The organism is Microcoleus sp. T2B6 (assembly GCF_036700475.1).
Taxonomy (GTDB): Bacteria; Cyanobacteriota; Cyanobacteriia; order Cyanobacteriales; family Microcoleaceae; genus Microcoleus.
The window spans coordinates 1-22,208 of record NZ_JAUBOZ010000074.1 but is presented as its reverse complement, the minus strand read 5'-3'; the positions used below and the strand labels follow the sequence as shown (position 1 = coordinate 22,208).

The 22,208-nt window shown below is 44.5% G+C and carries 20 protein-coding genes; 12 read left to right on the top strand and 8 right to left on the bottom strand.

Going from position 1 to position 22,208, the window contains the following annotated elements:
* The first annotated feature begins 105 nt into the window (after nucleotides 1-105).
* The 4 genes from QUA00_RS25785 (at nucleotide 106) to QUA00_RS25770 (ending at nucleotide 5,357) form a co-directional block, all read left to right on the top strand.
* Nucleotides 106-2,310, top strand: coding sequence for a cation:proton antiporter domain-containing protein (locus QUA00_RS25785; RefSeq protein ID WP_333411639.1), 2,205 nt, complete (start codon nucleotides 106-108; stop codon nucleotides 2,308-2,310).
* Nucleotides 2,311-2,596: 286 nt separating this feature from the next.
* A complete protein-coding gene (locus tag QUA00_RS25780) occupies nucleotides 2,597-3,133 on the top strand; it encodes a hypothetical protein (protein ID WP_333411638.1) in 537 nt (178 codons plus the stop codon).
* Nucleotides 3,134-3,554: 421 nt separating this feature from the next.
* Entirely contained in the window at nucleotides 3,555-4,181 is a 627-nt protein-coding gene (locus tag QUA00_RS25775; protein ID WP_333142966.1) for a DUF3038 domain-containing protein, read from the top strand.
* A 3-nt stretch (nucleotides 4,182-4,184) separates the two neighbouring features.
* The gene (locus tag QUA00_RS25770; RefSeq protein ID WP_333142965.1) at nucleotides 4,185-5,357 is read left to right on the top strand and encodes a DUF4335 domain-containing protein; all 1,173 of its coding nucleotides are present in this window, start codon (nucleotides 4,185-4,187) and stop codon (nucleotides 5,355-5,357) included.
* 430 nt (nucleotides 5,358-5,787) lie between these two features.
* Here QUA00_RS25770 and QUA00_RS25765 read toward each other — a convergent pair whose 3' ends face one another.
* The gene (locus QUA00_RS25765; RefSeq protein WP_333411637.1) at nucleotides 5,788-7,776 is read right to left on the bottom strand and encodes an abortive infection protein; all 1,989 of its coding nucleotides are present in this window, start codon (nucleotides 7,774-7,776) and stop codon (nucleotides 5,788-5,790) included.
* 95 nt (nucleotides 7,777-7,871) lie between these two features.
* A complete protein-coding gene (locus QUA00_RS25760) occupies nucleotides 7,872-8,543 on the bottom strand; it encodes a hypothetical protein (RefSeq protein WP_333411636.1) in 672 nt (223 codons plus the stop codon).
* Between the two features lie 240 nt (nucleotides 8,544-8,783).
* Here QUA00_RS25760 and QUA00_RS25755 point away from each other — a divergent pair, with 240 nt between their 5' ends.
* Nucleotides 8,784-9,719 (top strand): OmpA family protein, encoded by a 936-nt coding sequence (locus QUA00_RS25755; protein ID WP_333411635.1) that lies wholly within the window; start codon nucleotides 8,784-8,786, stop codon nucleotides 9,717-9,719.
* A 386-nt stretch (nucleotides 9,720-10,105) separates the two neighbouring features.
* Here the strand turns inward: QUA00_RS25755 and QUA00_RS25750 are convergent, their stop codons facing one another.
* Nucleotides 10,106-11,215: an AI-2E family transporter gene (locus QUA00_RS25750; RefSeq protein WP_333142962.1), complete on the bottom strand. Its 1,110-nt coding sequence runs from the start codon at nucleotides 11,213-11,215 to the stop codon at nucleotides 10,106-10,108.
* A 147-nt stretch (nucleotides 11,216-11,362) separates the two neighbouring features.
* On the opposite strand from QUA00_RS25750, the gene QUA00_RS25745 reads away from it, so the two are divergent.
* The 3 genes from QUA00_RS25745 to QUA00_RS25735 are packed head-to-tail and all read left to right on the top strand — an operon-like array spanning nucleotide 11,363 to nucleotide 13,025.
* On the top strand, nucleotides 11,363-11,701 hold the full coding sequence (locus QUA00_RS25745; protein WP_445305444.1) for a type II toxin-antitoxin system RelE/ParE family toxin: 339 nt from the start codon (nucleotides 11,363-11,365) through the stop codon (nucleotides 11,699-11,701).
* Complete coding sequence (locus QUA00_RS25740) at nucleotides 11,694-12,023, top strand: helix-turn-helix transcriptional regulator (protein WP_333142960.1); 330 nt, start codon at nucleotides 11,694-11,696, stop codon at nucleotides 12,021-12,023. Before QUA00_RS25745 ends, QUA00_RS25740 begins: the two co-directional genes overlap by 8 nt.
* 33 nt (nucleotides 12,024-12,056) lie before the next feature.
* Nucleotides 12,057-13,025: an alpha/beta hydrolase gene (locus tag QUA00_RS25735; RefSeq protein WP_333411634.1), complete on the top strand. Its 969-nt coding sequence runs from the start codon at nucleotides 12,057-12,059 to the stop codon at nucleotides 13,023-13,025.
* A gap of 28 nt (nucleotides 13,026-13,053) precedes the next feature.
* On the opposite strand, the gene QUA00_RS25730 is transcribed toward QUA00_RS25735, so the two are convergent.
* Entirely contained in the window at nucleotides 13,054-13,236 is a 183-nt protein-coding gene (locus tag QUA00_RS25730; protein WP_333142958.1) for a plasmid stabilization protein, read from the bottom strand.
* A gap of 226 nt (nucleotides 13,237-13,462) precedes the next feature.
* A complete protein-coding gene (locus QUA00_RS25725; RefSeq protein WP_333142957.1) occupies nucleotides 13,463-13,690 on the bottom strand; it encodes a hypothetical protein in 228 nt (75 codons plus the stop codon).
* Between the two features lie 112 nt (nucleotides 13,691-13,802).
* Between QUA00_RS25725 and QUA00_RS25720 the strand changes: the two genes are divergently transcribed.
* Complete coding sequence (locus QUA00_RS25720) at nucleotides 13,803-13,991, top strand: DUF433 domain-containing protein (RefSeq protein ID WP_333411633.1); 189 nt, start codon at nucleotides 13,803-13,805, stop codon at nucleotides 13,989-13,991.
* Between the two features lie 50 nt (nucleotides 13,992-14,041).
* Here QUA00_RS25720 and cysS read toward each other — a convergent pair whose 3' ends face one another.
* Nucleotides 14,042-15,565 carry a cysteine--tRNA ligase gene (gene cysS, locus QUA00_RS25715; protein WP_333411632.1) on the bottom strand — a complete coding sequence of 508 codons (1,524 nt, stop codon included), beginning with the start codon at nucleotides 15,563-15,565 and terminating at the stop codon, nucleotides 14,042-14,044.
* 71 nt (nucleotides 15,566-15,636) lie between these two features.
* Nucleotides 15,637-16,212: a Uma2 family endonuclease gene (locus QUA00_RS25710; RefSeq protein ID WP_333411631.1), complete on the bottom strand. Its 576-nt coding sequence runs from the start codon at nucleotides 16,210-16,212 to the stop codon at nucleotides 15,637-15,639.
* A gap of 127 nt (nucleotides 16,213-16,339) precedes the next feature.
* Between QUA00_RS25710 and QUA00_RS25705 the strand changes: the two genes are divergently transcribed.
* The 3 genes from QUA00_RS25705 to QUA00_RS25695 all read left to right on the top strand — a co-directional run bounded on the left by QUA00_RS25705 (nucleotide 16,340) and on the right by QUA00_RS25695 (nucleotide 19,228).
* A complete protein-coding gene (locus QUA00_RS25705) occupies nucleotides 16,340-16,630 on the top strand; it encodes a type II toxin-antitoxin system Phd/YefM family antitoxin (RefSeq protein WP_333411630.1) in 291 nt (96 codons plus the stop codon).
* A gap of 360 nt (nucleotides 16,631-16,990) precedes the next feature.
* A complete protein-coding gene (locus QUA00_RS25700) occupies nucleotides 16,991-18,136 on the top strand; it encodes a hypothetical protein (RefSeq protein WP_333411629.1) in 1,146 nt (381 codons plus the stop codon).
* A gap of 18 nt (nucleotides 18,137-18,154) precedes the next feature.
* Nucleotides 18,155-19,228 (top strand): hypothetical protein, encoded by a 1,074-nt coding sequence (locus tag QUA00_RS25695; RefSeq protein ID WP_333411628.1) that lies wholly within the window; start codon nucleotides 18,155-18,157, stop codon nucleotides 19,226-19,228.
* A gap of 91 nt (nucleotides 19,229-19,319) precedes the next feature.
* Here the strand turns inward: QUA00_RS25695 and QUA00_RS25690 are convergent, their stop codons facing one another.
* Nucleotides 19,320-22,118, bottom strand: coding sequence for a WD40 domain-containing protein (locus QUA00_RS25690; RefSeq protein WP_333411627.1), 2,799 nt, complete (start codon nucleotides 22,116-22,118; stop codon nucleotides 19,320-19,322).
* Nucleotides 22,119-22,208: the final 90 nt, after the last annotated feature.

The window sequence follows — 22,208 nt, the reverse complement described above, 5'->3', positions numbered from 1 at the left end:
CTTCTACCTTCGATCGAGCTGGTATCCATTTTTTTCGATCGGCAATTCAGTCAGCTTTAGTACCCTGCCCTCTCCATCCGCAAAAATCCCAAAGCTAAAAACGCCATGCCCATACCCATTCTCGTCCTACTTGAAGTTCTAATTGTTATCGCACTTTCGAGACTTGTAGGTTTAGGATTTCGAGCGATCAAACAACCTCAAGTCATTGGAGAAATTGTAGCAGGAATTATGCTTGGGCCTTCTCTATTTGGCTTAGTTGCACCTGATTTAGCAACAACACTTTTTCCAGCCGAAGCCGTTCCCTTCCTCAACGTGTTGTCTGAGGTGGGGCTGATATTTTTCATGTTCTTGATTGGTTTGGAACTGAATCCCAAGTACCTCAAAAGCAATTTAGATATAGCGATTTTAACTTCCCACGTCAGCATTCTAGTGCCGTTTTCCCTGGGAAGCTTGCTCGCACTGCTGCTGTATCCCATCGTTTCAAATAATAGCGTTTCGTTTACCGCCTTTGCTTTGTTTTTGGGCGCTGCGATGTCAATTACTGCCTTTCCGGTGCTGGCAAGAATTATTACAGAACACAACTTGCAGAATACAAAATTGGGGACGCTGGCCCTGACTTGCGCTGCGGTAGACGACGTGACGGCGTGGTGTTTGTTAGCGGTGGCGATCGCAGTTACTCGTACTAATTCGATGCTCGGTGCTTTGCCGACAATTATTGAGTCTTTAATTTACATCGGTTTCATGCTGACTGTAGTCCGCTGGTTCTTGCAGCGACTTTCCAAACAGTACAACCGCACTGGCAGATTAACACAGTTAGTGCTGTCAGGAATTTACATGGGAGTTGTAGCTTCTGCCTTAATTACTGAATTGATCGGCATTCATTTAATTTTCGGTGCATTTTTGCTGGGTGCAGCCATGCCCAAAAATGCGGGATTAACCAGAGAATTAGCAGAAAAAACCGAAGACTTTGTACTAATATTTCTGCTGCCAATATTTTTTGCTTACAGTGGCTTGCGGACTCAAATCGGCTTGCTCAACAGTCCCGAATTGTGGCTGCTGTGCGCCGCAGTTTTGGGAGTGGCAATTATCGGCAAGTACGTCGGCACTTACGTTGCGGCCAGAGTCTGTGGCATCAGCAACCGCGAAGCTTCAGCGCTGGGATGGCTGATGAATACTCGCGGTTTGACTGAACTAATTGTGCTGAATATCGGTCTTTCCTTGGGGGTAGTTTCGCCGCTGCTATTTACGATGTTAGTCATCATGGCTTTAGTGACAACTTTTATGACTTCGCCTCTGTTGGAGTGGACTTATCCAAAACGGTTAATTCGGTTAGATATTTCAGAAGTTAACTCTGAGGATTCAGAATTAGAGGATTTACAAATGGCTGACAGCAGCGAAGAAACTGCTAATAAATTGCTGCCAACTTATCGAATTTTAGTACCGGTTGCCAATCCCAGCACGCAGAAAGGTTTACTGCGACTAGCGGTAGCGCTGGCGCAGCCGGCTGCTGGCATGGGTGGTGAGGATTTACAGTCGGCGGCGGTTCATCCTCTGAGTTTGATAGAATTAAATGATGACTATGCCTTTGAAAGTACGCCTGCGGAAGCCGATCGCATTATTCAAGAGCGCCGCTCGAAATTATCAGAATTGATTGATAGTTTGCAAGTGCCCGATGCGAGAAAATTCGTACATCCCATCATTCGGGTTACTAATGATGTAGCCAGAGAGACGGCCCAAATCGCGGAGATCGATCGCGCGGATTTGATTTTATTAGGATGGCACAGACCTACTTTTAGCAGCAACCGTTTGGGAGGACGTGTCGGCCAAATTCTCAGCAGCGCTAAGGTGGATGTAGCAATTTTTGTTGACAGAGGCCGGGAAAGATTGAATAACTTGTTAGTACCTTACGCGGCAAACATTCACGATGATTTTGGTTTAGAATTGGCGCTGAGACTGTTAGTTAATAGCGAGGAACGCCGTTTGACGGTGCTGCGGGTGGCGGTTGACGGGGAAGCTGAAAACAATCTGAGTTACGAGTTTCAGCGAGTGATGGATCAGTTACCGGTTGAGGTGCGATCGCGAATTGAAACTCCGATTGTGGAGGCTGCTGAGCCAATTCAAGCAGTGGTGGCGGCTTCTGCTAATGCTGATTTAACTATTGCGGGTACGAGTCGGGAGTGGGGAATTGAGCGCCAAACTTTGGGACAGTATACTGATGAATTGGCTGTGCAGTGTCATTCTTCGCTACTGATTGCGCGGTGCTACGTTAAAGTGCGATCGCACTTGGCATCGGTACTTCCTCAAAGGTAGTCAGTTGACTGTTGACTGTTGACTGTTGACTGTTGACTGTTGACTGTTGACTGTTGACTGTTGACTGTTGGCAGTTGACTGTTGACTGTTGACTGTTGACTGTTGACTGTTGTTATTAGTTATTGGTTATTGGTTATTGGTTATTTGTGAGTTAGTATCAATGCCCAATGCCCAATGCCCAATGCCCAATGCCCAATGCCCAATGCCCAATGCCCAATGCCCAATGCCCAATCCCCAATGCCCAATCCCCAATGCCCAATGCCCAATGCCCAATGCCCAATGCCCAATGCCCAATGCCCAATTATTAATTACCAAGATGATGAATCATTTAAGCCTCAAATCACTGGCATTTTACGGGATTGCGATCGGCTCAGTTGCACTGCTGTTTAAAGTAGTAACTGCTTACGGCGAAACAAATTTAAAGGCGGCCCCGGCAATTGCGGGAACTTATCGCTTCGATCCTAAAAATTTGCCCGAATGTCTGAATTCTGATGTTTTGGAATTGACAATCGAGCAATCGGGGGTTTATTTGAGCGGTAATTTGCGATCGGGCAGCAGGGAGGGCAGGGAAAAAACAGGCGAGGAGAAACCTTCTCTATTTGGTAAGTGGGAAACTCAAGGATTGAACTTGTCGGGTGCGGTTCCTAATTTAGCGGGTTGCAGCGACTCCACAGCAACCGGTCAAAACAGTTCTGTTAAAATGCGCGGAATTGTGGAGCAAGAAACCCTCAAGGGAAAAATTAGTCTAACTGATAAGGCGGCGGCTACTGATTTTACGGCTCAAAGAGAAGCGGCGGTGCAACGCCAGAAGCAGGAACATTGATTGATCCCAATAGAGAATAAGAAAGGGGAAATGGGTAATTCTTTGTCGCTTTCTGACCGAAAGCATCCAGGATACAAGCCGCCGGATTCATCCGTCCAGAAATAAAAAACCTGTATCCGATGAAACTTGCCCCCCGGATTCATCCGTGGGGTCAATGCTTCAATCTAAAATCTAAAATCTAAAATCTAAAATCGATTGACTCTTCCCTTCACCCCACGCGAAGCAAGGAATCACAAAGCGGCGGCGGGGGTAGGAGAGTGGGCGATCGAACTCTCGCCGGAGCTCGCCCGCGACGGTCGGTTGCTGCTAGATTGAATATATATACATAAAAGTCAACGATCGAAATAAAGTATCCCAGAGAAGTTCTTGGTTGAGAATTTGTCTTGCTCAAGACCCCCCCTGCCCGTATAGTTTGTTTGGAATGGATGTTGCCGTGATCTTAATGCCGTCAGAAACTTCGCTTACCCAGTCAAACCCGTTAATTTTAGACAGTTTGCCAGACTTGTCGCCCTCCGATGGGGGATGTCCCCGCCGAGCCAGATTGCAAATTGACTTGATGTTGCTGGCGATCGAAGCCTTGTATCTCGGAGGTGCGGAAGAAATGCTGGCTGTGTCAAAGGACCTGGAATTGGGATCAATTATCAAAAATCGGGTTGCCCTTTGGCTGATGCGTAATACTAACCCGCTGAGACGCTATACCCAGCGCCGCTCCCTTACCATTGTGGAGGCAAAAGCGCTGGTGGCGATCGCCTGTAATATGGCGCGTAAGTTAACCGCCACAATTCGGCAGTTGCTGCTAGACTCCCAGCAGTTGCGATCGAAAAATATCCCCCTCAACCAGAACCAGCCGCTGGCGGAGTATTTAGAACGCTTTCGAGCTCACTTTCGATCGCGCATGAACCCCAAGCGATCGCTAGTTGCAGCTTACGATTCCGACGACAAGCTCAACGAACTAGCTTTGAACTTGTTGAGCAAGCTGCTATTTTGTACAGGCACAGCCGGAATGCAGCGCTTCTGGGTTAGCCTGTTTGATGGAGAAGTTGAATAAAAAATGACTATTAGGCGTCAGTACAGTCTGCCAAATTGCACCCTGGTTCTAGAAGGGTTGAGCGATGGATCGGCAGCCAGCCAGTTAGATATACGGCCGGTGCTTTCCATACTAATGAGCGCTGAATGCTATGTGAACGGTCTCCGCGAGCCTTTAAGCGGGGGACGAGACTTTTTTGAAAGCTTGGTGAGGGCCGTCAGCAGCTACGCTCAAGAATTTATGAGCGGAGTGCATTATCCCGATCGCTACGGCCCGAATTTGGGTATGGTACAGTTGCACAGAATTGACGGGAATTTGCACCGGTTGACCGTTCTACCCGCCTCCACAGGCAGCCCACCCCAAATCGATCAAAAAACAGAACTGTCGGCAAAAGTTGATTTGACGACGGTACAGCTATTTGACTTGGTAGAGGCGATCGATCAGTTTTTTGCCGACACGCAGACGCTGCCGGAATTGTCGCTGCAATTAACCCCAATTTCCAAGCGTTACGTCAAGTCGGCCGAACCTTTGGCGAAGCGGACTTTGCCCGCTGTCGTGGGCGTGTCGAGTTTGGCTTTGGCTGCGATGGCGTTTTTCTTGGTGCCGGTGCCGGAAGTCCAACGTCCGAGAGATCCGGTGCGGCAGCCGAATCCAGCCGGCCAGAATCAGGGGACGGCGAATCCGGGTGGATCGGGTTCGCCTAATCCCAATCCCACGCCTCCTGCTGACGGTTTGCTGCCTGGGACTCAAACTCCAAACGCTGAATCGCTTTCGCCGACTCCGAGCCCCGCGCCGCAGCCGGACGCTTCACCGTTGGCCACACCGCAGTCGAGCACTTCGCCGGAAAGCACGCCCACTCCTGTTGCTGAAGGTTTGGCAAGCCCAGAGGTGGGCGCGGTGCCAATTACCGATCCAGGGCAAATTGAGCTGTTGAGGGGCAAACTTTCCCAGCAAATTGACGGAGTTGTGAAGGATAAGCCTCCGGTTGATGCGGAGTTGGTTTATCGGGTGAGTGCGGCCCAAGACGGGGCGATTGTCGGTTACAAGCCGGAAAATTCGGCAGCAGTCGATCGATCCGAAACGCCTTTGTCGGAGTTGCTTTACAAACCTGTTGGCACCAGGCCACCTGCGGAACCGCTGGCTGATTTCCGCGTAGTTTTGGCACCGGGTGGTAAAGTTCAAGTCACTCCTTGGTAATGGTTGATTGTTGACTGTTAACGGTTAAGTGTTGACTGTTAACGGTTGACTGTTGACTGTTGACTGATACCAAATCCCGCTTAAATGCTGCCTCATACCATGTCCGATCGATCGCGCATAATACAATTGCCGGGGCGGGTTTTTGAGATTGTCGGTTTTTAGCAAATATTGTTGGTGAACCCGCCCCTACAGGAATCAGGCTAATTGACCGGACATGATATCAATCTCTTAGTCTGGGGAGGCAGACTTGGTTTTTCTAGTAGCGATTTAAATCGCCGAATCATCTACAAACCGGTTGCTGATTAGACCTCTTGCAAAAGTCCTTTTCATAAATTTATTGGACGGACTCTTCGGCCCATCCCACAAGAAAAAATAACTCTTGTGGGACGGGCCGAAGAGCCCGTCCTAGTTATTTTTGCAAGAGGTCTATTCAAAACCCTGTCGGTGCGATCGGCTCAATATCTGGGTCAAATCCTCCAACTTGATTTGTGCGAATTATCCACAAAAAAGCTCCTTGTTTTAATAAAACTTTGGCGATTTCATCTTGGGTTCGCCTCGGCAGCATTGTTCGGTAACTAATAGCAGCTTTTATCAGGGTTGCTATACCAGCAAAAAAGGTTTTTTTTAGTTCAGAATCAATCCCCGCTAATCTCGAATTTTTCCGCCAATCTGGACGGACAATGCCGAGGGGCATTAATACTTTTTCTAAACTCTCTCCTAAAGCTACTAATTGGTGAAACCTTTGGGTTTGTGCGTCGGTGGGATGTGTTTTCAACCAGTCTTGAATCTGAGGATTTGACTCTATTTCGGAAGTTATTTTTTTAATTGTCGCGTAAATTGCCTGACTTGAATCTTGGACGCAAGAAGTTGCTGGCGTGACTAAACTTGCGCCGGTGCCGTCTCCGCTGCGGTAGCGGGCCATCATGATATCTAGTTGCTGGTTTAATTCGGTTAAAGGCGACAAGGTTATGCCGTCAAAATCGTAGTCGCAACACACGCAGTCTAATTTACAGATGATATCGCAAACCGGGCGATCGCCCAACCAGCCGCGCTGCAAGTCTCCCATGTAGCTTTGCCATTTGCTGGAACCGGCAACAATTCCGTCGGGATTGTGGGCGTAAACTTGTTTGTATTCTATGTCAAAACGCAGTTCGCTGGTAAAGCGATCGCGCACTACTTTTGCTACTCCGAAAGCAAAATGTCCGGTGACAATTCCCAGCGGTGGCCGTTCGCCTTTTTTGCCGCCGATACCCCCGAAACTGTGAATCACTATCCCGATATCTCCTTCTTGCCAAGGAGAGATTGAAGCGTTTTCTGTAGCCTCATTCGGGGTTAACAATACTCTTTTTGCTTGCCCTTTTTGGGCTGGTGTATTTGCCCAATTTTGGCTGCTTAAATAATCGAGAGATTTTTTTAGTCCGAAATGTGTTTCATCTGGGATTAATTGAGCAATTTTGCGGGGTTCGATTGCCTCCACTACAAATATACTGTCTTCGTCTCTTTCGCCGTAAATGTACCAGCCGTCTGGATTTAATGGCGATTTTTCGATCAGGTGATTGGTAGACCTCGCTACGCCATGTTTGTCTGGCTGTACTTGGGGAATCCGAATGATTTCGGCGGCGCCGTCAAATTGTTGAGATGTTTTGTTGAAATGCCGGACAATGAATTTGTCGCTGTCGGGTTCTTTTCGCTGTAAAAGTGTGACTAAGGCGCAGAAACGTCCGATAATTTGTACTGGTTCGCGATCGATCGTGAGTTCCTGGCGATCGCTGCTGCTATAATGAATCGCAATCACCGGTCTTCGCAGCATCACAGTCACGCTGTCTTCGAGTCGGGTGCCTGCTAGAGTTTCTAAAGGGCCGACATTTCGCCAACCGTTCAATCTATCTGGATGGATGTTGCCAGATTTTTGACTTTTTTTAGTTTGTTGTGTGAAGTTTATATCTTGACTGACTGCGTGGACAAAAAACTGTACTTCGCGATTTGTACTCCATTTTAAAAATGCTGTTTTGCCAATAAAGTTTTTATATTTTTTGGGTGCATTTATTACTTCAAAAAACACGGTACCGTAGGGCTGGCGCTGTTCATGTGAGGGCAAAATCAAGCGCCCGTGCCAAAGAGCGATAGGCTTGTAGAGATAGGCAACTGCTGCTGAATTTTCGCAGTTTATCTCCGGCTCAATCCCTATTGAAATATCGCTGGTTCCTCCAAAAATAGTAGCCGCTAAAGTGCCGTCACTTTCTACGAAGCGGGGTTCTAAAAAAACCTTTTCAGGTTGTGAAATATTAGCGGTTGAATTGCCCGTCTTTCTGGTAAACGAGCGTATAAAAAAAGGGCGGTTTTCCTCCAATTTCGCTTGCAACCAATTAATGAAAATCCGAATAAAAATAAAAGCTGTTAGACCGGAAATAACAGCCATAACTATCAGCGCCAGCGTCAAAATGAATTGGTTGAAAGACTGACCTGACACTAGAAAAATTGTGGGCCATATCCAAGAAAATGCCGCCATAATATCTAAAAACGAGTTTTAGGTTCGATCCAGTCTGTGCTGGCTTGACTGCCGAAAACTAGGGGTTTGTCCTCGGTGACTGCTACGGTTTGCCCTGTCATATCCACTGCACAAAGAGGCCAAGATCGATCGCCCAAATTGCCGGCGCGGAACAGAACTTGTCCGGGACAAACTTGACTCCAACCCAACAATACAGCATGAGTGTAAAGACTGCGAGCGGGAGCAACTGTATAAGTGTAATTATCATTTTTGTCCCAAATGACACCGTAGTCGGACATATCCGAAGAGTTGAAAAGTGCTTCAAATTCGCGGGCGAGAATGCGGGAACCGTCTTGATTCCAAGAAACAGGCACTAAAATGGCGATCGTCCCGGACATATCTGTATCATCGCTAGCATACATCCCACTTTCGGCCAGTGGCGAAGCAGCCGCCACTGTTTGCAGTTCCCCAGTTTTGAGATTTTCCACAAACATGACGCTGCTAACCCGACACCGGGAGAATTCCGGCTGTACTTGCAACTCAATTCGACTGTAAGCTGCGTATTGGCCGTTAGTTGATACTAGGGATGGACTGCGATAATAGCGCAGGCCTGTGCCGACAGTGGAGCTCACTTTAGCATGAGTGGCACTAATCCATTCCCAAGGAACGGGATAAGGACTATTTAAAGGGTCAGTCATCGGTTTTTTTTCCAAAAGTTTTACTGAATTATCCAACAGATTAAGCCTTGCAGGCAACGGACTAGAAACCCGGTTTCTGCCTCGATGCTTCGCCACTAAACCCCAGATTTATATAAACCGGGTTTCTTTTTTAGATTTTAGATTGGAGGAGAAATCTCAAATCTCAAATCTCAAATTTCCAATCGGATAGGTAAGATAGTATCGAAATTAATGTGGTCTGTACACCGAGAGGGATGAAATATGACGCGATCTTTTAACCAAAAACCTTCAATCCCCCCCACTCGCGTCTCCAAGTCGCGGGGAAAAGGTTTGCTTTTACTGTCGCTGATTTTTCGACTGCTGCTGCTGGGGGTGGGCAGCGGTTTTGCGTGGGTTTTGGGGATGGCGATCGCTCAAATTTATCCGTCAGGCGCGACGGAGATGCCGCTGGCAGAGAGATTGCTGCGTGGAACTCAAAATTTGACCTCCAGCCCGAAACGCGCCCCAGCAACGCCAATTCCGGCGCTTCCGCCACCAACCGCTACACCAAGTCCCCAGTCAACAGTCAGTCCTGCCCAGAGAGAGAAATTGCTGTCAGATTTGAGACAGTTGCAGGGCGAACTGAACGCGCTGATTGGTCGCACGGCGGCTTTGGAGAGTCAGTTGGGCAGCAGCCGCCCGACGGAAACTTTGGAAAAGCGTTTGCAGTTGATGTCGCGGGAATTGGCGGGGCCGGAAACGGCGACAAGTCCTGTTCCTGCTTTACCGGCGATCGGCAGCAGCCCGAGTCTGAACCCTGAAACGGTGAATACTACCCCACAGAATGCCAATAATCCGGTGGTTGGGGGGGATGGGCTGATGGTGACTCTGCCCAGCGATGTTTTGTTTGATACTGGCAGCATTTCTTTGCGCGCGGGTACTAATGCGATTTTGGACAATTTGGTGGCGGAGTTGAGGAATTACGAGGGGGCAACTGTGCGGGTTGCGGGCCACACTGACGACGCGGGGGAAGCGGCGGATAATCGCAATGTGTCGTTTGCGCGGGCTCAGGCTGTGGTGCAGTATTTGTCGGGTGTACTCGGTCAGAAGTATCATTGGGTGGCGATCGGCTATGGGGAAAGTCGCCCTTCGGTAGACAATAGTTCGGATACTAATCGGCAGCGCAACCGCCGCATTGAAGTGGCAATTAGTCCTTAGTTTTTAGTCATCAGTCATTAGTCGGCAGACTTGTAGATACTGTTGAAGTGTCAATGGTAGCGATCGAATAATTGGAGTCATATCACATCCGGTTGAACCGGAATGATTTAACCGCAGAGGGCACAGAGGACGCAGAGGAAGAGAAGAGAGAGATGAATAATTCCGATGCGAACGGATTTGATATCGAACGGCTTCTGGGATGTTAAAATTGCTGTTTTGAATTTAAGATCAAACCTGGCAACTACGGAATTATACCCAAGTACGAGTGTCCCCGCGATCGGTCACGTAAGCGCTGAACTCCGAAAATTATTATTCCGATGCCAGCAGAAACGATATAAATTGTATGTTTCAATTCCCTACTCCCCTTCTCCTTTTCTCCCCTGCTGTCACGCCGAAGGTGTAAGAGGTGGCAAGTCAGAATTATTTTTAGCCCGATCTATTGCCTCTCGATGCTCACTCCTAAGTTTCGGTTTTAAATACAAGTTCTCAATCAAAGCTGCTACTCCCGCAAACCAAGGTGGCACAATGACGGCTCCAATAATTCCTAATACTTGAACGCCTCCCAAGACAGACAGCAATTGATATAAAGGATGCACCCCAACCGATGAACCAACCAGCAAAGGATCGAGGACGTAAGTTTCTAGATTCTGGATGATTACAAATAACAGTAATACCCACAAAAGTACCCAGCCACCTTTAGCTAATGCTACGATTAATGCTGGTACTGCTCCCAATACTGGCCCGATGAAGGGAATCAGGTTTGTCACACCTGCGATCGCACCCAAGCCTAAAGCAAATTCCGGCATTCCCAAAATGCTTAAACCTGTGGTAATAAATATCCCTAAAATGCCCGAAACTAACACTCGCCCACGAATATAGCTTCCCATTCTTTGACCAATTGGCGCCACTTGTGCGGCTAATCTTCCGTCCCACGGTTTCGGGAAAAACTGCACCAAACTTTTAATTAATGTGTCGCTGTCCGCAACCATGTAACCTGAAATAAATAATGCTAAAACTAAGCTGAAAAAACCGCCTAGAATGCCTCTAGTTAAACTGTACGATCGCAAAACCAGTTGTTGACTCGATCGAATCAGCCAATTAGTCAGCGATTGAGTGTCCACCAGACCCACCAAGGTTGGGGCATCGTCGCTCAAGCGACTCAATACATTAGTTGCCACAGTTCGCAAACTTTCGACATAAACTGGTAACTGCCGCAGCAGTAACTCTATTTGTTCGATGACCGTGGGCCCGATTAACACTACCGTCCCGCTAAATCCGCCGATGAGAGTTAAATAAACCATAATCACCGCCAGCCAGCGGGGAACCCGCATCGTTTGGGCCCAATTCACGATCGGGACGATCGAAGCAGCCAGCACAACTGATATCATCAGAATTACTAGCAGGCTCCGCAATTGCCACAGCAGCACTAGCAGCAAGGACGATGCTACAATTAGCAGCAAGTTAGGTAAAGAAATGGTAATCCGCTGTTCTGACATGATTATTCTGACAAAATTGAGTAATGATATTGTTGTCGATCGTGTCACTCTCTATTTTATGATAAACGATATGATATAAATAATATAATTAAGATTATCAAGTCGCTATTAAAACCCGTTGAATGGATCGGCAGTTCCCGTGACGACTTGCGCGACTTTCCTGAAGATGTTCAGCAAATTATGGGTTTTGCTTTGTACCGCGCTCAACTGGGTAAAAAGCATCCTGATGCTAAACCGCTTAAAGGATTTAAAGGTGCTGGCGTTCTAGAAATTGTTGAGAATTTTGATGGCGACACTTACCGAGCGATATATACCGTAAAATTTGAAGGAATAGTCTATGTTCTTCATTCTTTTCAAAAAAAATCAAAGCAGGGAATTGCTACCCCCAAGCAAGATATAGATTTGATTGAATCTCGGCTTAAGCGTGCCAAAGAACACTACAAAAAATATTTAGAACAGCAAGAATTGGAGGAACAAAATGACTGAAGAAATAAAAGTGCATTCCAGTAGTGGAAATGTTTTTGCTGATTTAGGGCTACCCAATCCAGAGGAATTACTGATTAAGGCAGAACTAGCTCATCAGATTAGTGAATTAATTTCGGAACGCCAACTAACCCAGAACCAAGCAGCCAAGCTATTAGGAATCGATCAACCTACACTCTCAGCATTGATGCGCGGTAAATTATTAGATTTCTCTACGGAACGCCTATTTCGTTTTCTCAACGCACTCGGCAGCAACGTAGAGATTAGGATTGCCCACTCGCCACCAAATGTTCAAGCTAAAACTCACATTGTCGTAGCATCATAAGTAAACAAACAAGTAAAAAATTAAAAGATTAATATGCAATCACCACCTTCAAATAAAGATTTGTCAACCATTTCTTCTATAAAATCACCAACGCTGTTTTACGAATGGCAAAATTACCGTTGTGCTTATGATGTTTATCAACCAACTACTGCGACAGAAGATAGCATCCCTTTGTTATTAATTCATCCGATAGGAGTTGGTTTGTCAAGAATCTTTTGGCATAGATTTTGTGAGAGTTGGTACAAAGCAGGGAACAGTAATCCGATTTATAATCCCGACCTTTTGGGCTGCGGCGATTGCGAAATGCCGGCTGTGGCTTGCTATCCTGACGATTGGGCGGCACAGTTGCAGTATTTCTTGGAAACTGTAGTCAAAAAACCTGCGATCGTCCTCGTACAAGGTGCTTTACTCTCTGTAGGCTTGGCTTTAGCAAAAATGCAGCAGGAAAGCGGCTCAAATTTAATTCGCGGCTTAGTCCTCGCCGGGCCTCCCGCTTGGGCGGTAATGAACAAACATTCGACAGAAAGACAGCAAAGGATTGTCTGGAATTTGTTAAATTCTCCCTTGGGAAACGCTTTTTACCGCTACGCCAGACGCGCTGAATTTTTGCGTTCTTTTTCTGTGAAACAACTGTTTGGCGATGCGGCAAAAGTTGACAGCGAATGGTTGGATGCTTTGCAGGCTGGGGCGGCAAATCCTGACAGCCGTCACGCGGTTTTCTCGTTTTTAGCGGGGTTTTGGCGCCAGGATTATAGCGGTACGATTCAAAAGTTCGATCGACCTGCACTCATTGTGATGGGAGAAAAAGCCTCAAGCATCAGTCAAGCGGGTAAGGAAGAGAAACCCGATGAAAGATTAGCGCAATATTTGGCTAACTTTCCCAATGCGGAAGGTTTATTAATGCCGGGGCGCAATGTTTTGCCCTATGAATCCACCGCAGAATTTGTCGCGGCTGTTGCGGAGTTTGTGAACAAGTTAAATAAAAATTCAATTTCTTTATGAAGTGGTCGTCTAATAATAACTGACACAGTTAATAGACCTCATCATGTGTCCCAATATCGAGTAAAACAATGACTTCACTATTTGTTTCCGTATCTTCTTCAATCGAGAAAACGATACGACAATCATAGCCGCAAGAGCAGGACTGAAGACCGTCGAGTTTGCCGCCTAGTTTGTGGGTACCTAGGTTTGGAAAAAATACATCTGCTTCCATTTGTTGAAGAGATTCTTCAATACGTTGCTGGATCTCAGGATTTCGTTTGACTCACATCTTGCACCATTCTCAAGAACAGGCAAGATGCCTGTTCCACAAACAGTAGATTTTCTTGTGGAACAGGCATCTTGCCTGTTCCTAAAAAGCTTATTGATAATGGTGCAACATCTCAGTTCGACAAACTTGCGAAATGCTCGTTTGAATTTGGGAGTCAGAACCAGTTGTCTCATGCTTCCGGCTCGTCCAAAGACTGGCGTAATGTTGAAATAACATCCTCGGCTGACTGCTGTCGAAATTTGCCTGTACGGAAATCAGCTAAGGTTTGTTGAGCATCAGCAGCTATTTCCGCGCGGACACTCTCGCGGTGACGGTTTTGCAGGATTTTTATCAGCATTTCCTGCTGTTCGTAGGACAGTTGTAAAGCAGTTTCTAGCACTTGGTCGAGGGTATTCATAGAGTTAGGCTATTAGCTCTAAGGTTGAACAAATTGCGAACTTGAGTAAATTGTATCGCTTATTCAAAGACTAGGCTACACTAAAAAAAAATGTACTAAACTCGGTTTTGTCATGGGCGACAACATCATTACGATTGAAGCAGGTAAACGCAGTGGAAAGCCTTGCATCAGGCGAATGCGAATTACCGTTTATGATGTGTTGGGTTGGCTGGCTGCGGGAATGTCTCATGCACAGATTATGGACGACTTTCCAGAGTTGACGGAGGAAGACATTAGAGCGTATTTAGAATTCGGCGGTTGAAACCGCTTCTTGTCAAACAAAGTCTGCCTCCGCAGACTATGAATTTAGTTTCAACCCCGATGCCAAATTGTTGTACCATCTTTTTGATCTATCAGAGTAATTCCCTTATCCTTAAGTTCATTGCGAATGCGATCGCCCTCAGCAAAATCCCTAGCTTTCCGGGCATCTTTCCGCTGCTGAATCATCACCTCAATCTCCCCATCACTCAAACCATCAACAGCATCATTGCTGTCACCTTCCGGCTGAACTTCTAAACCCAAAACCCCCGCCAAAGTCACCAAAGTCACCCATTTTTGCTGCAACAATTCCGGCGAAGTTTCTGTTTTTCCCTGATGCACTAAAACATTACCTTCTTTGGCCAATTCCTTAGCCAATTCAAACAAAACCGTCACAGCGCCGGGAGTATTGAAATCATTGTCCATCGCTGATTGAAATTCCTGCACAGCTTTGCCATCCTGTCGAGTTTTCTCAACGTCCCAACTCAGTTGAGAACCATATCGGAGGCCAAACAGCAAACCTTCATTGATGGTATTCCAGCCATTTCGAGCATTAGCGATCGCCTCTTCGGTAAAATCAATTTGACTGCGGTACTGCGCCATCAACACAAACAGCCTCACCGCCATCGGTTCCACCGCTTTTGACTTCTCGCTTCCTTCATTCTTACTCCCCCGCTGGGGGGGGTTAGATTCCAAATCACCCGACCAATTCCCATCCAATAAATCGCGAATTGTAATAAAATTGTGCAAAGATTTCGACATCTTTTTGCCATTGACAGTCACAAAAGCATTGTGCATCCAATAATTAGCCAGGGACTTGCCCGTCGCGGCTTCAGATTGAGCAATTTCGTTTTCGTGGTGGGGAAAAGTTAAATCGGAACCGCCGCAGTGAATGTCAATAGTTTCGCCCAAGCAATCGCGCACCATCGCCGAACATTCGATGTGCCATCCGGGGCGACCTTTTCCCCAAGATGAATCCCAAGCAGGTTCTCCGGGTTTAGCGCTTTTCCACAGGGCAAAATCCGAGGAATCTTGCTTTTTTTGAGCTTCTATTTCTGCGGTTTCCAATCTACCGCTCGCCCCGGCTTGCATTTCTTCCAACTTGCGGCCAGAAAGTTTTCCGTAATCGGCAAACTGCCTCACCTTGTAGTAAACGTCGCCGCCGGAAGCATAGGCATAACCTTTATTTTCTAATTCGTGAATCAGCCGTTTAATGCCGTCGATTGTATGGGTGGCGCGGGGATATTCATCGGCCCTGAGAATATTTAGCTTGTCCATATCTACGAAATATTCCTTGATGAAGCGTTCCGCCACGGCTTCCATTGTGGAATTGGTTTCGCGGGCGCGATCGAGAATTTTGTCGTCAATATCTGTAAAATTCTGCACATAGCGCACATCGTATCCTCGCCACATCAGATAGCGGCGCACCATGTCCCAAACAATGTAAGCGCGGGCGTGGCCGACGTGGCAGTAATCGTATACCGTAACGCCGCAGCAGTACATCCGCACCTTTCCTGGTTCGAGGGGATCAAAAGGTGATTCGCGACGGGTCAAGCTGTTGTAAAGCGTTAGGGGCATGGGATTTGAGATTGGGGATTGACGTACTGCTCTAATTTATTATATTGCTGTTGGTGAATCTTTCGGTGTCACTACCAAACATCTGTTAAATCTAAGACAAATCCCGGCAATACATCTTCCCCGGACAAAGTTGTGGGATTATCTAATATTTCCACATCCCGATTTTGCCTGTATATCTCGACTTTCTTATTTTTGCGATCGATTAACCACCCCAAACGCGCGCCATTTGCGATGTATTCTCGCATTTTTTCTCGCAGTGGTTCCATGTTGTCAGATTTAGAGCGCAATTCTACAACAAAGTCTGGACAAAGGGGAGCGAAACCTTGTTGTTGTTTGGGTGTGAGAGTTTGCCACCGTTCTAATTTAACCCAGGAAGCATCAGGAGAGCGATCGGCACCATTGGGCAGTTGAAAACCTGTAGAAGAGTCAAATACTACTCCTAGCTTGGTTTGGCGATTCCACTGCCAGAGTTGTCCTGACACATCTTGGTTGCGTTTGCCTGTATCGCTTCCTGTGGGGGGCATAACAATTAATTCTCCTGTAGCTGTTCTCTCTAGTCTTAACTCACGGTTGACGGCAGCAATTTGCTGGAACTGTTCGTGAGTTACTTTGAAGGTTTGGGGAATGGTAATGGTGTTGTTGAACATATTGTGCGGCCTCGCGATGGCTATTATCTATTCTATCGTGTCACAGTCTTTTTTACTTTCAAAATTAGATTGACAAACTCCGAAGGTATAGTTTAACATTAAATTAGCATCTAATTTAATGTTATTTATGATAAACCTTTCAAAAGACATACATTCTCTCACGGATTTTAAACGCAATACCACTGAGTTTGTGCAGCGGATCAAGCAAACCAAACATCCTGTGGTTCTAACTGTCAACGGGAAAGCTGAGTTAGTTGTTCAGGATGCTGAATCCTATCAGAAGCTTTTAGATGCGTTTGAGTTATTGGAAACTTTAAAGGGAATTAAACTGGGGTTGGAACAAAGCTCGCGAGGCGAAGGGAAAAAAGCCGAAGATTTCTTTAATCAACTGTTTGACAAGTTAGACAGTTCGCCATGAATCAGAAATATCAAGTCCTATCGTTTTCGGTTGCATTGTCAGTCCTGGACGCGCTTCGATCGAAGAAACCGGGTTTTTAACCGAATCTGCGGGTTGTGACGATTATTTCGGAAAAAACCCGGTTTCTGGGCTCTATGCGAAGTCCTGAAATTGAATAGATCGAGCTTATCGATCGATTATACAAAACTTAGGTAAATATCTGTACACACAAAAAAGTTTTTTGTCAAGACTGGCAGAAGTAGAAATTTTGCGATCGGGCTGAGAAGCCGACTTATTTAGTGAGATTTATCTGTGTAAAACATCCTGATGACTCTGCCTGACAGTTGCAATTGATGCTAAACATACAAATAAATCTTAAACATGAAACTAAATTTGGCAATCCCTGGATTACTGATCGCGCTGTTAGTTGCCTGTAACGACACTACTACGACTGTTGCACCAACAGTATCACCAAGTGCCGCGGCTAACCCGACTAGCAAGCCGGTAGTATCTGAACCAACACCCACAGCGACACCCACTCCGGTAGTATCTGAACCAACACCCACAGCGACACCCACTCCGGTAGCACCTGAACCAACACCCACACCCACAAATTCATCGAATCCTTTTGATAGCGATTCATTTCCTAAAGCAGGTTGTGGCGATCGAATGCCAACTGATAAGAAAACAGATACAATTAAGTTATATCCAGTGTTCGTCGATTACAGCGACAGCAATTTAAAAACTATTAAGGCTAATTATTGTGGAGATGCTTTAAAAATAACTACAAAAGATAAGGGCAAATACGTTATACAAGTCGCATCTTTCACTGACGAAAAACGTGTTAATCAATTTAAGGAATTTCTGGCACGTAAGTTAGGGAATAGCAGTGTAGAGGTAGGTGAGGCTACCATCATAGGTGTTAAACCAATACAAAAATCTCCTAAAAATGACGCTAAAGCCGCACAACCCACAGGTGAGCAACAAAGTCAAGACAAAAAAGCTGACGATGTAGTTGGTAATGATAATTCACCATATGCGATCGGAAAAGCGGCAAAACTAACTACTCAAGAAGTCGAGAAGTTGGTATCTTTAGAAAAAACCGACTTAGTGTTAAAGGATAAATTAAAGATGGAATACTTAAAACTTAAAGCTATTGTTCCAACTTATATTCCCCCTGGATTTAAAGTTAAAAAATTATACGCTTGGAAAGATTCAAATAATAGTTACTATCGTATTGAATATAGTAATTCAAGCGATTCTAGGTTTGAAATTGCCAGTGCTTGTTGTTTTTGTGGTGATGAGCCTTTAGGATACAAGGAGATTGAAGTAAATTCAAAAAAATTAGGAAAAATCATTGTTGCATATACATATTTTGATAATGACATAAATCAATCACATCTAGTATGTGCTACTGGCATTTTATACAACAAAAACACAAATCGTGAATACTATTTTTCTACCGAAACTGTTAATATTACAGAAGCAATTAAAATCGTTGAATCGCTCCAATACCTGAATCCTTAACCCGATCTAAAAAACAATATGAAACTAAATACATTGATAATTGGACTCCTGATTGGATTTTTAGTGGCCTGCGATCGAACGCAGACTAACTCTCAAGAACAGTCAACACCACAACTGCAAAAAGTCGATCGATTGCCAGAGACGAAAACCAGTCAACCCACGAATCCTTTTGACAGCATTTCGTTCCCGCAAGCAAGTTGTAGCGATAAACTACCCAAGGACGCCAAAGCAGATAATTTCAAGACTTATCCTGTTTGGATGCCTTTTTACAACAGTATGAATGTTGATGTAGAAACTGTACAATCTAAATTTTGTGGAGATGCTGATTACAACAAAACTAGGATAGACAAAGAAGGGACATTTATCCTAGTAGCGCAATTTTCTAGTCAGGAACGCGCATATCAATTTCAACAAGTTCTAGTTCCTAAGTTGGATGGTGTTGAAGTAGGAGAAGCTATAATCACGGCTACTAAGCGGAAACCTCAGCCGACAAAAGATGCTGTAGCTAAAGCTTCACAACTAATACCACAGCAAGTAGAACAGTTGAAAAATATTGTATTCAAAGACAGTCTGGGTAAACTACACAAAGTTGATGCAGTTTTACCAACTTATCTTCCCCCAGGATTTAAACTTCATAGCTTTAAACCTGAAGTTCCTCCTAAAGATCCATACGGCTATGACGTAAAGTATCAAATTTCTTATAAGAATGCGAGTAATAATAGTTTTACAATCACTGCTTACGCAGAAGGCCCTGGTGCAGGGGGACCTCCTTATGCCCCAAAACTTAAAGCAGTTAATTCACCTGCTTTTGGTGAAGTGATTATTGGATACAAAGAATTTGATAAAACTTCTGATAAGTCTTCTATAGACGTTATTATAAGTGTTCGTCCACCATTACCTAATAATACATCAGAAAATAGTCCATCAGATGGTGATAGTTCTGCGTGGAATTATCATTTACATTCCGATACTCTAAGTCTTGCAGAAGCCACAAAAATTGTTGAGTCTCTCTCGTATCTCTATCCAGATGAGCCACGTAATATAACGTTGAGCAATGACCTTAGCAACGATCCGCAGTGGGCACCGCAATAGTAGGTTGACTTAAGGAAAGAAACCCAACATTCTTGTTTCGGCAAGCTTTGGGTTTCAATTCGTTCAAGCCAACCTACAAGATGTTGATAATTCATTTAGGATTGCTATCTTTATTACGGCAGACTTCCAATCTATCTTTTGCTTGTCCAGAATTTTCAAGATATCCTTTAAGCCAGTCACAGCCTTCAGCCAACAATTGATCTAGATCCTTAACCGGCCATGACTGCAACTGACCGCTATCGCCACCAGCAACGATTGAGCGTCCATCAGAGCTAAAACTGATATCCCAAACACCTTTTTCGATTTTTTCGATTTTTTCGATTTTAAACTCAAAAACTTGCCGTCCCAGCCAGTCCCAAAGTTTAACCGTTCCATCCTTTCCTCCTGTCGCAATATACTTGCCATCAGAGCTAAAAGCTACAGCTTGAATTTCCCTTTGATAAGTAAATAATTTAATTTTTTCTTGACCTGATAAATCCCAAACTTTAAGTTCACTATTATCATCTGCTGTAGCCAGGTATTTTCCATCAGAACTAAAACTCAAACTCCGAATCTTTCCTTGATGTCCCGGCCATATTTTAATTTTGTTCACTTTATTATCAGACAACTTCCACAGTCCAATAGTACCGTCCCATGCACCAGTAGCTATAATCTCTTGTTTGGGATGAAAGCTAACTTGATACACTAAATTTTTATGACCTTCTAACGTTGCAATTTTTTTTGCAATTTTTTCACCATCCCAACTCCAAATTTTAGCCGTTTGATTTGCTCCTGTTGTAGCAATATACTTTCCATCTGAACTGAAACTAAGACTAGAAATAAAAGAATTGCCTTGCTTTTCTTTCAATTGTCTGATTAACTGTCCCGATAAATCCCAAATTTTAGCGATTCCATCTTCTCCACCTGAAATCAAAAACTTGCTATCTGGACTAAACGTTAGACTCAAAACACGACCTCTATTATTAGCTTTAAATTCTTTACCTATTTGCTTGTTAGTAGACAAGTCCCACAATCTAACAAAACCATTATTGTCTCCAGAAGCCATTCGCGTTCCATCTCGACTTATACTCAGAGTATTGACATCGCTTTGATGACCTTTAAATTGAGTCGTTTGAGTCTTTTGTTGATCTGATAAATTCCAAATTCTAGTTTTACCATCTTTTCCCGCAGAGGCTAGATACTGACCGTCTGGACTAAAACTAGCACTTAAAACCTTGCGCCCATGCCCTTTAAACTGATAGATTTCCTGTCCAGACAAGAAGTCCCATACTCTAACTGTTCCATCTTCTGAAGTTGTAACTAGACGCTTGCCATCAGGACTAAAACTGACAAAACTCACTAAACCCTGATGCCCTTCTAGCTTTTTTTGTTGTTTTCCAGATAAGTTCCAAATACGTGCTACATTGTCTTCCCCTGCTGTAGCTAAAAGTTGTCTATTTGGACTGAAACTGACACGATAAACTGGTTTCCCATTATGTGGTGTTATTATGGAACCTACTGGTTTTCCTGATAAGTCCGAGAATCTGACCGTGCCATCATCTCCAGCCGTAGCAATTTTCTTCCCATCAGGACTAAAAGTTATACTATTAATTTTTATTACTTTGTATCCTTCTAATTGAACCGAACTTTTAGTGGATAAGTCCCAGATACGAGCAATCCCATAATCGCCTGCTGTGGCTAGTTTTTTATTATCGGGACTAAAACTGACACTTTTAACTCCGCCCTCTTTCTCTAGCAAAGTAATTTTTAAGTTGCCGAATAAGTCCCAAATTTTGATTTTACCATCCTCACCAGATGTAGCAATCGTTTTACCATCAGAGCTAAAGCTGACACTATTTACACCATTAATCGTACCGTCATGTGCTTTTATTGGTTTAATAATTTCTTTTCCTGATAAATTCCAAAGCCGGAGTGTCCCATCTTTTCCTGCGGTAGCGATGTACTTGCTGTCGGGACTGAAGCTAAGACTTGTCACGATTTCTTGATTCGTATTAAATGTATTTTTTTCGTGAATATTATCTAGGATTTCTCGTAAAACTGATATTGGTCTAATTGTGGGATACTTTTCAAGCGGACGATTGTCTTTTACTTGTTCTTTCAACTCTTCTCCTGCTTGTATTGCCGAGAGTAAACCTTGTATTTGGTTATCAGGAAATTGTCTGATGATGCTATTACTTTGCTGTTCTAGTTGTGTACCTTTTTGAGCTTCTTGCTGTTTTTGGAAAGATATAGCTGCTGATCCTAAAAATAGAACACCGACAACTATACTCACTGCTAAATAAACATTGCCATAGCGAATTTTATGTTCGGCTTCTTGGTTGGCATCAGTCAATTTCTGATTAGCTGATGCCAATATCTGAGAGTTTTCCTGTTCAGTCTCTAATTTAGATTGAACTTTTAATTTTTCTAGTTCATCATGCTTTTTTTGATCTTTCTCTCTCTGTTGGAAATCCAAACTTTGTTGAATATATTCTCGCTCATTTGTCAAATCTTCTGGGCGCTGTTGTAACCAATCTTCAGCAGTAATCAGAGGTTGGTCTCGCAATAATGATGCTTCACCTTTATTCCACTGTGCTATATTTATCCGCAATGGATACAGCCAAGTGAGAAAATCGTGATCATTATTTATCCAGCCATGCAAGAGTGTCCATTCTCTAAAGAGTGCTTCATGTATGATTTCTACCGTATCTTCACCGTCTGCGTTGCGGTTAGTTGTTACTAACCGCTTGTCAGCTAGAACTTGTACTAAATCCCAGACTTCTTCCCTAAATTCAGTTTTTCTTGCAACCCTACGTACATATAGCTTATGGACTGGATATTTTGTGAATGGGCTAAAATTTACAAGTTTAATAAATATTTTTGGTAATTCGTCCTGTTGTGGTTTATCCAAACCATTATAAATGCAGAAGTGTTGAATGATAGGAAAAGATTGCTAAAATTGGCCCAATAATGTATAATTGCAGAGTTATAAATTATTAAT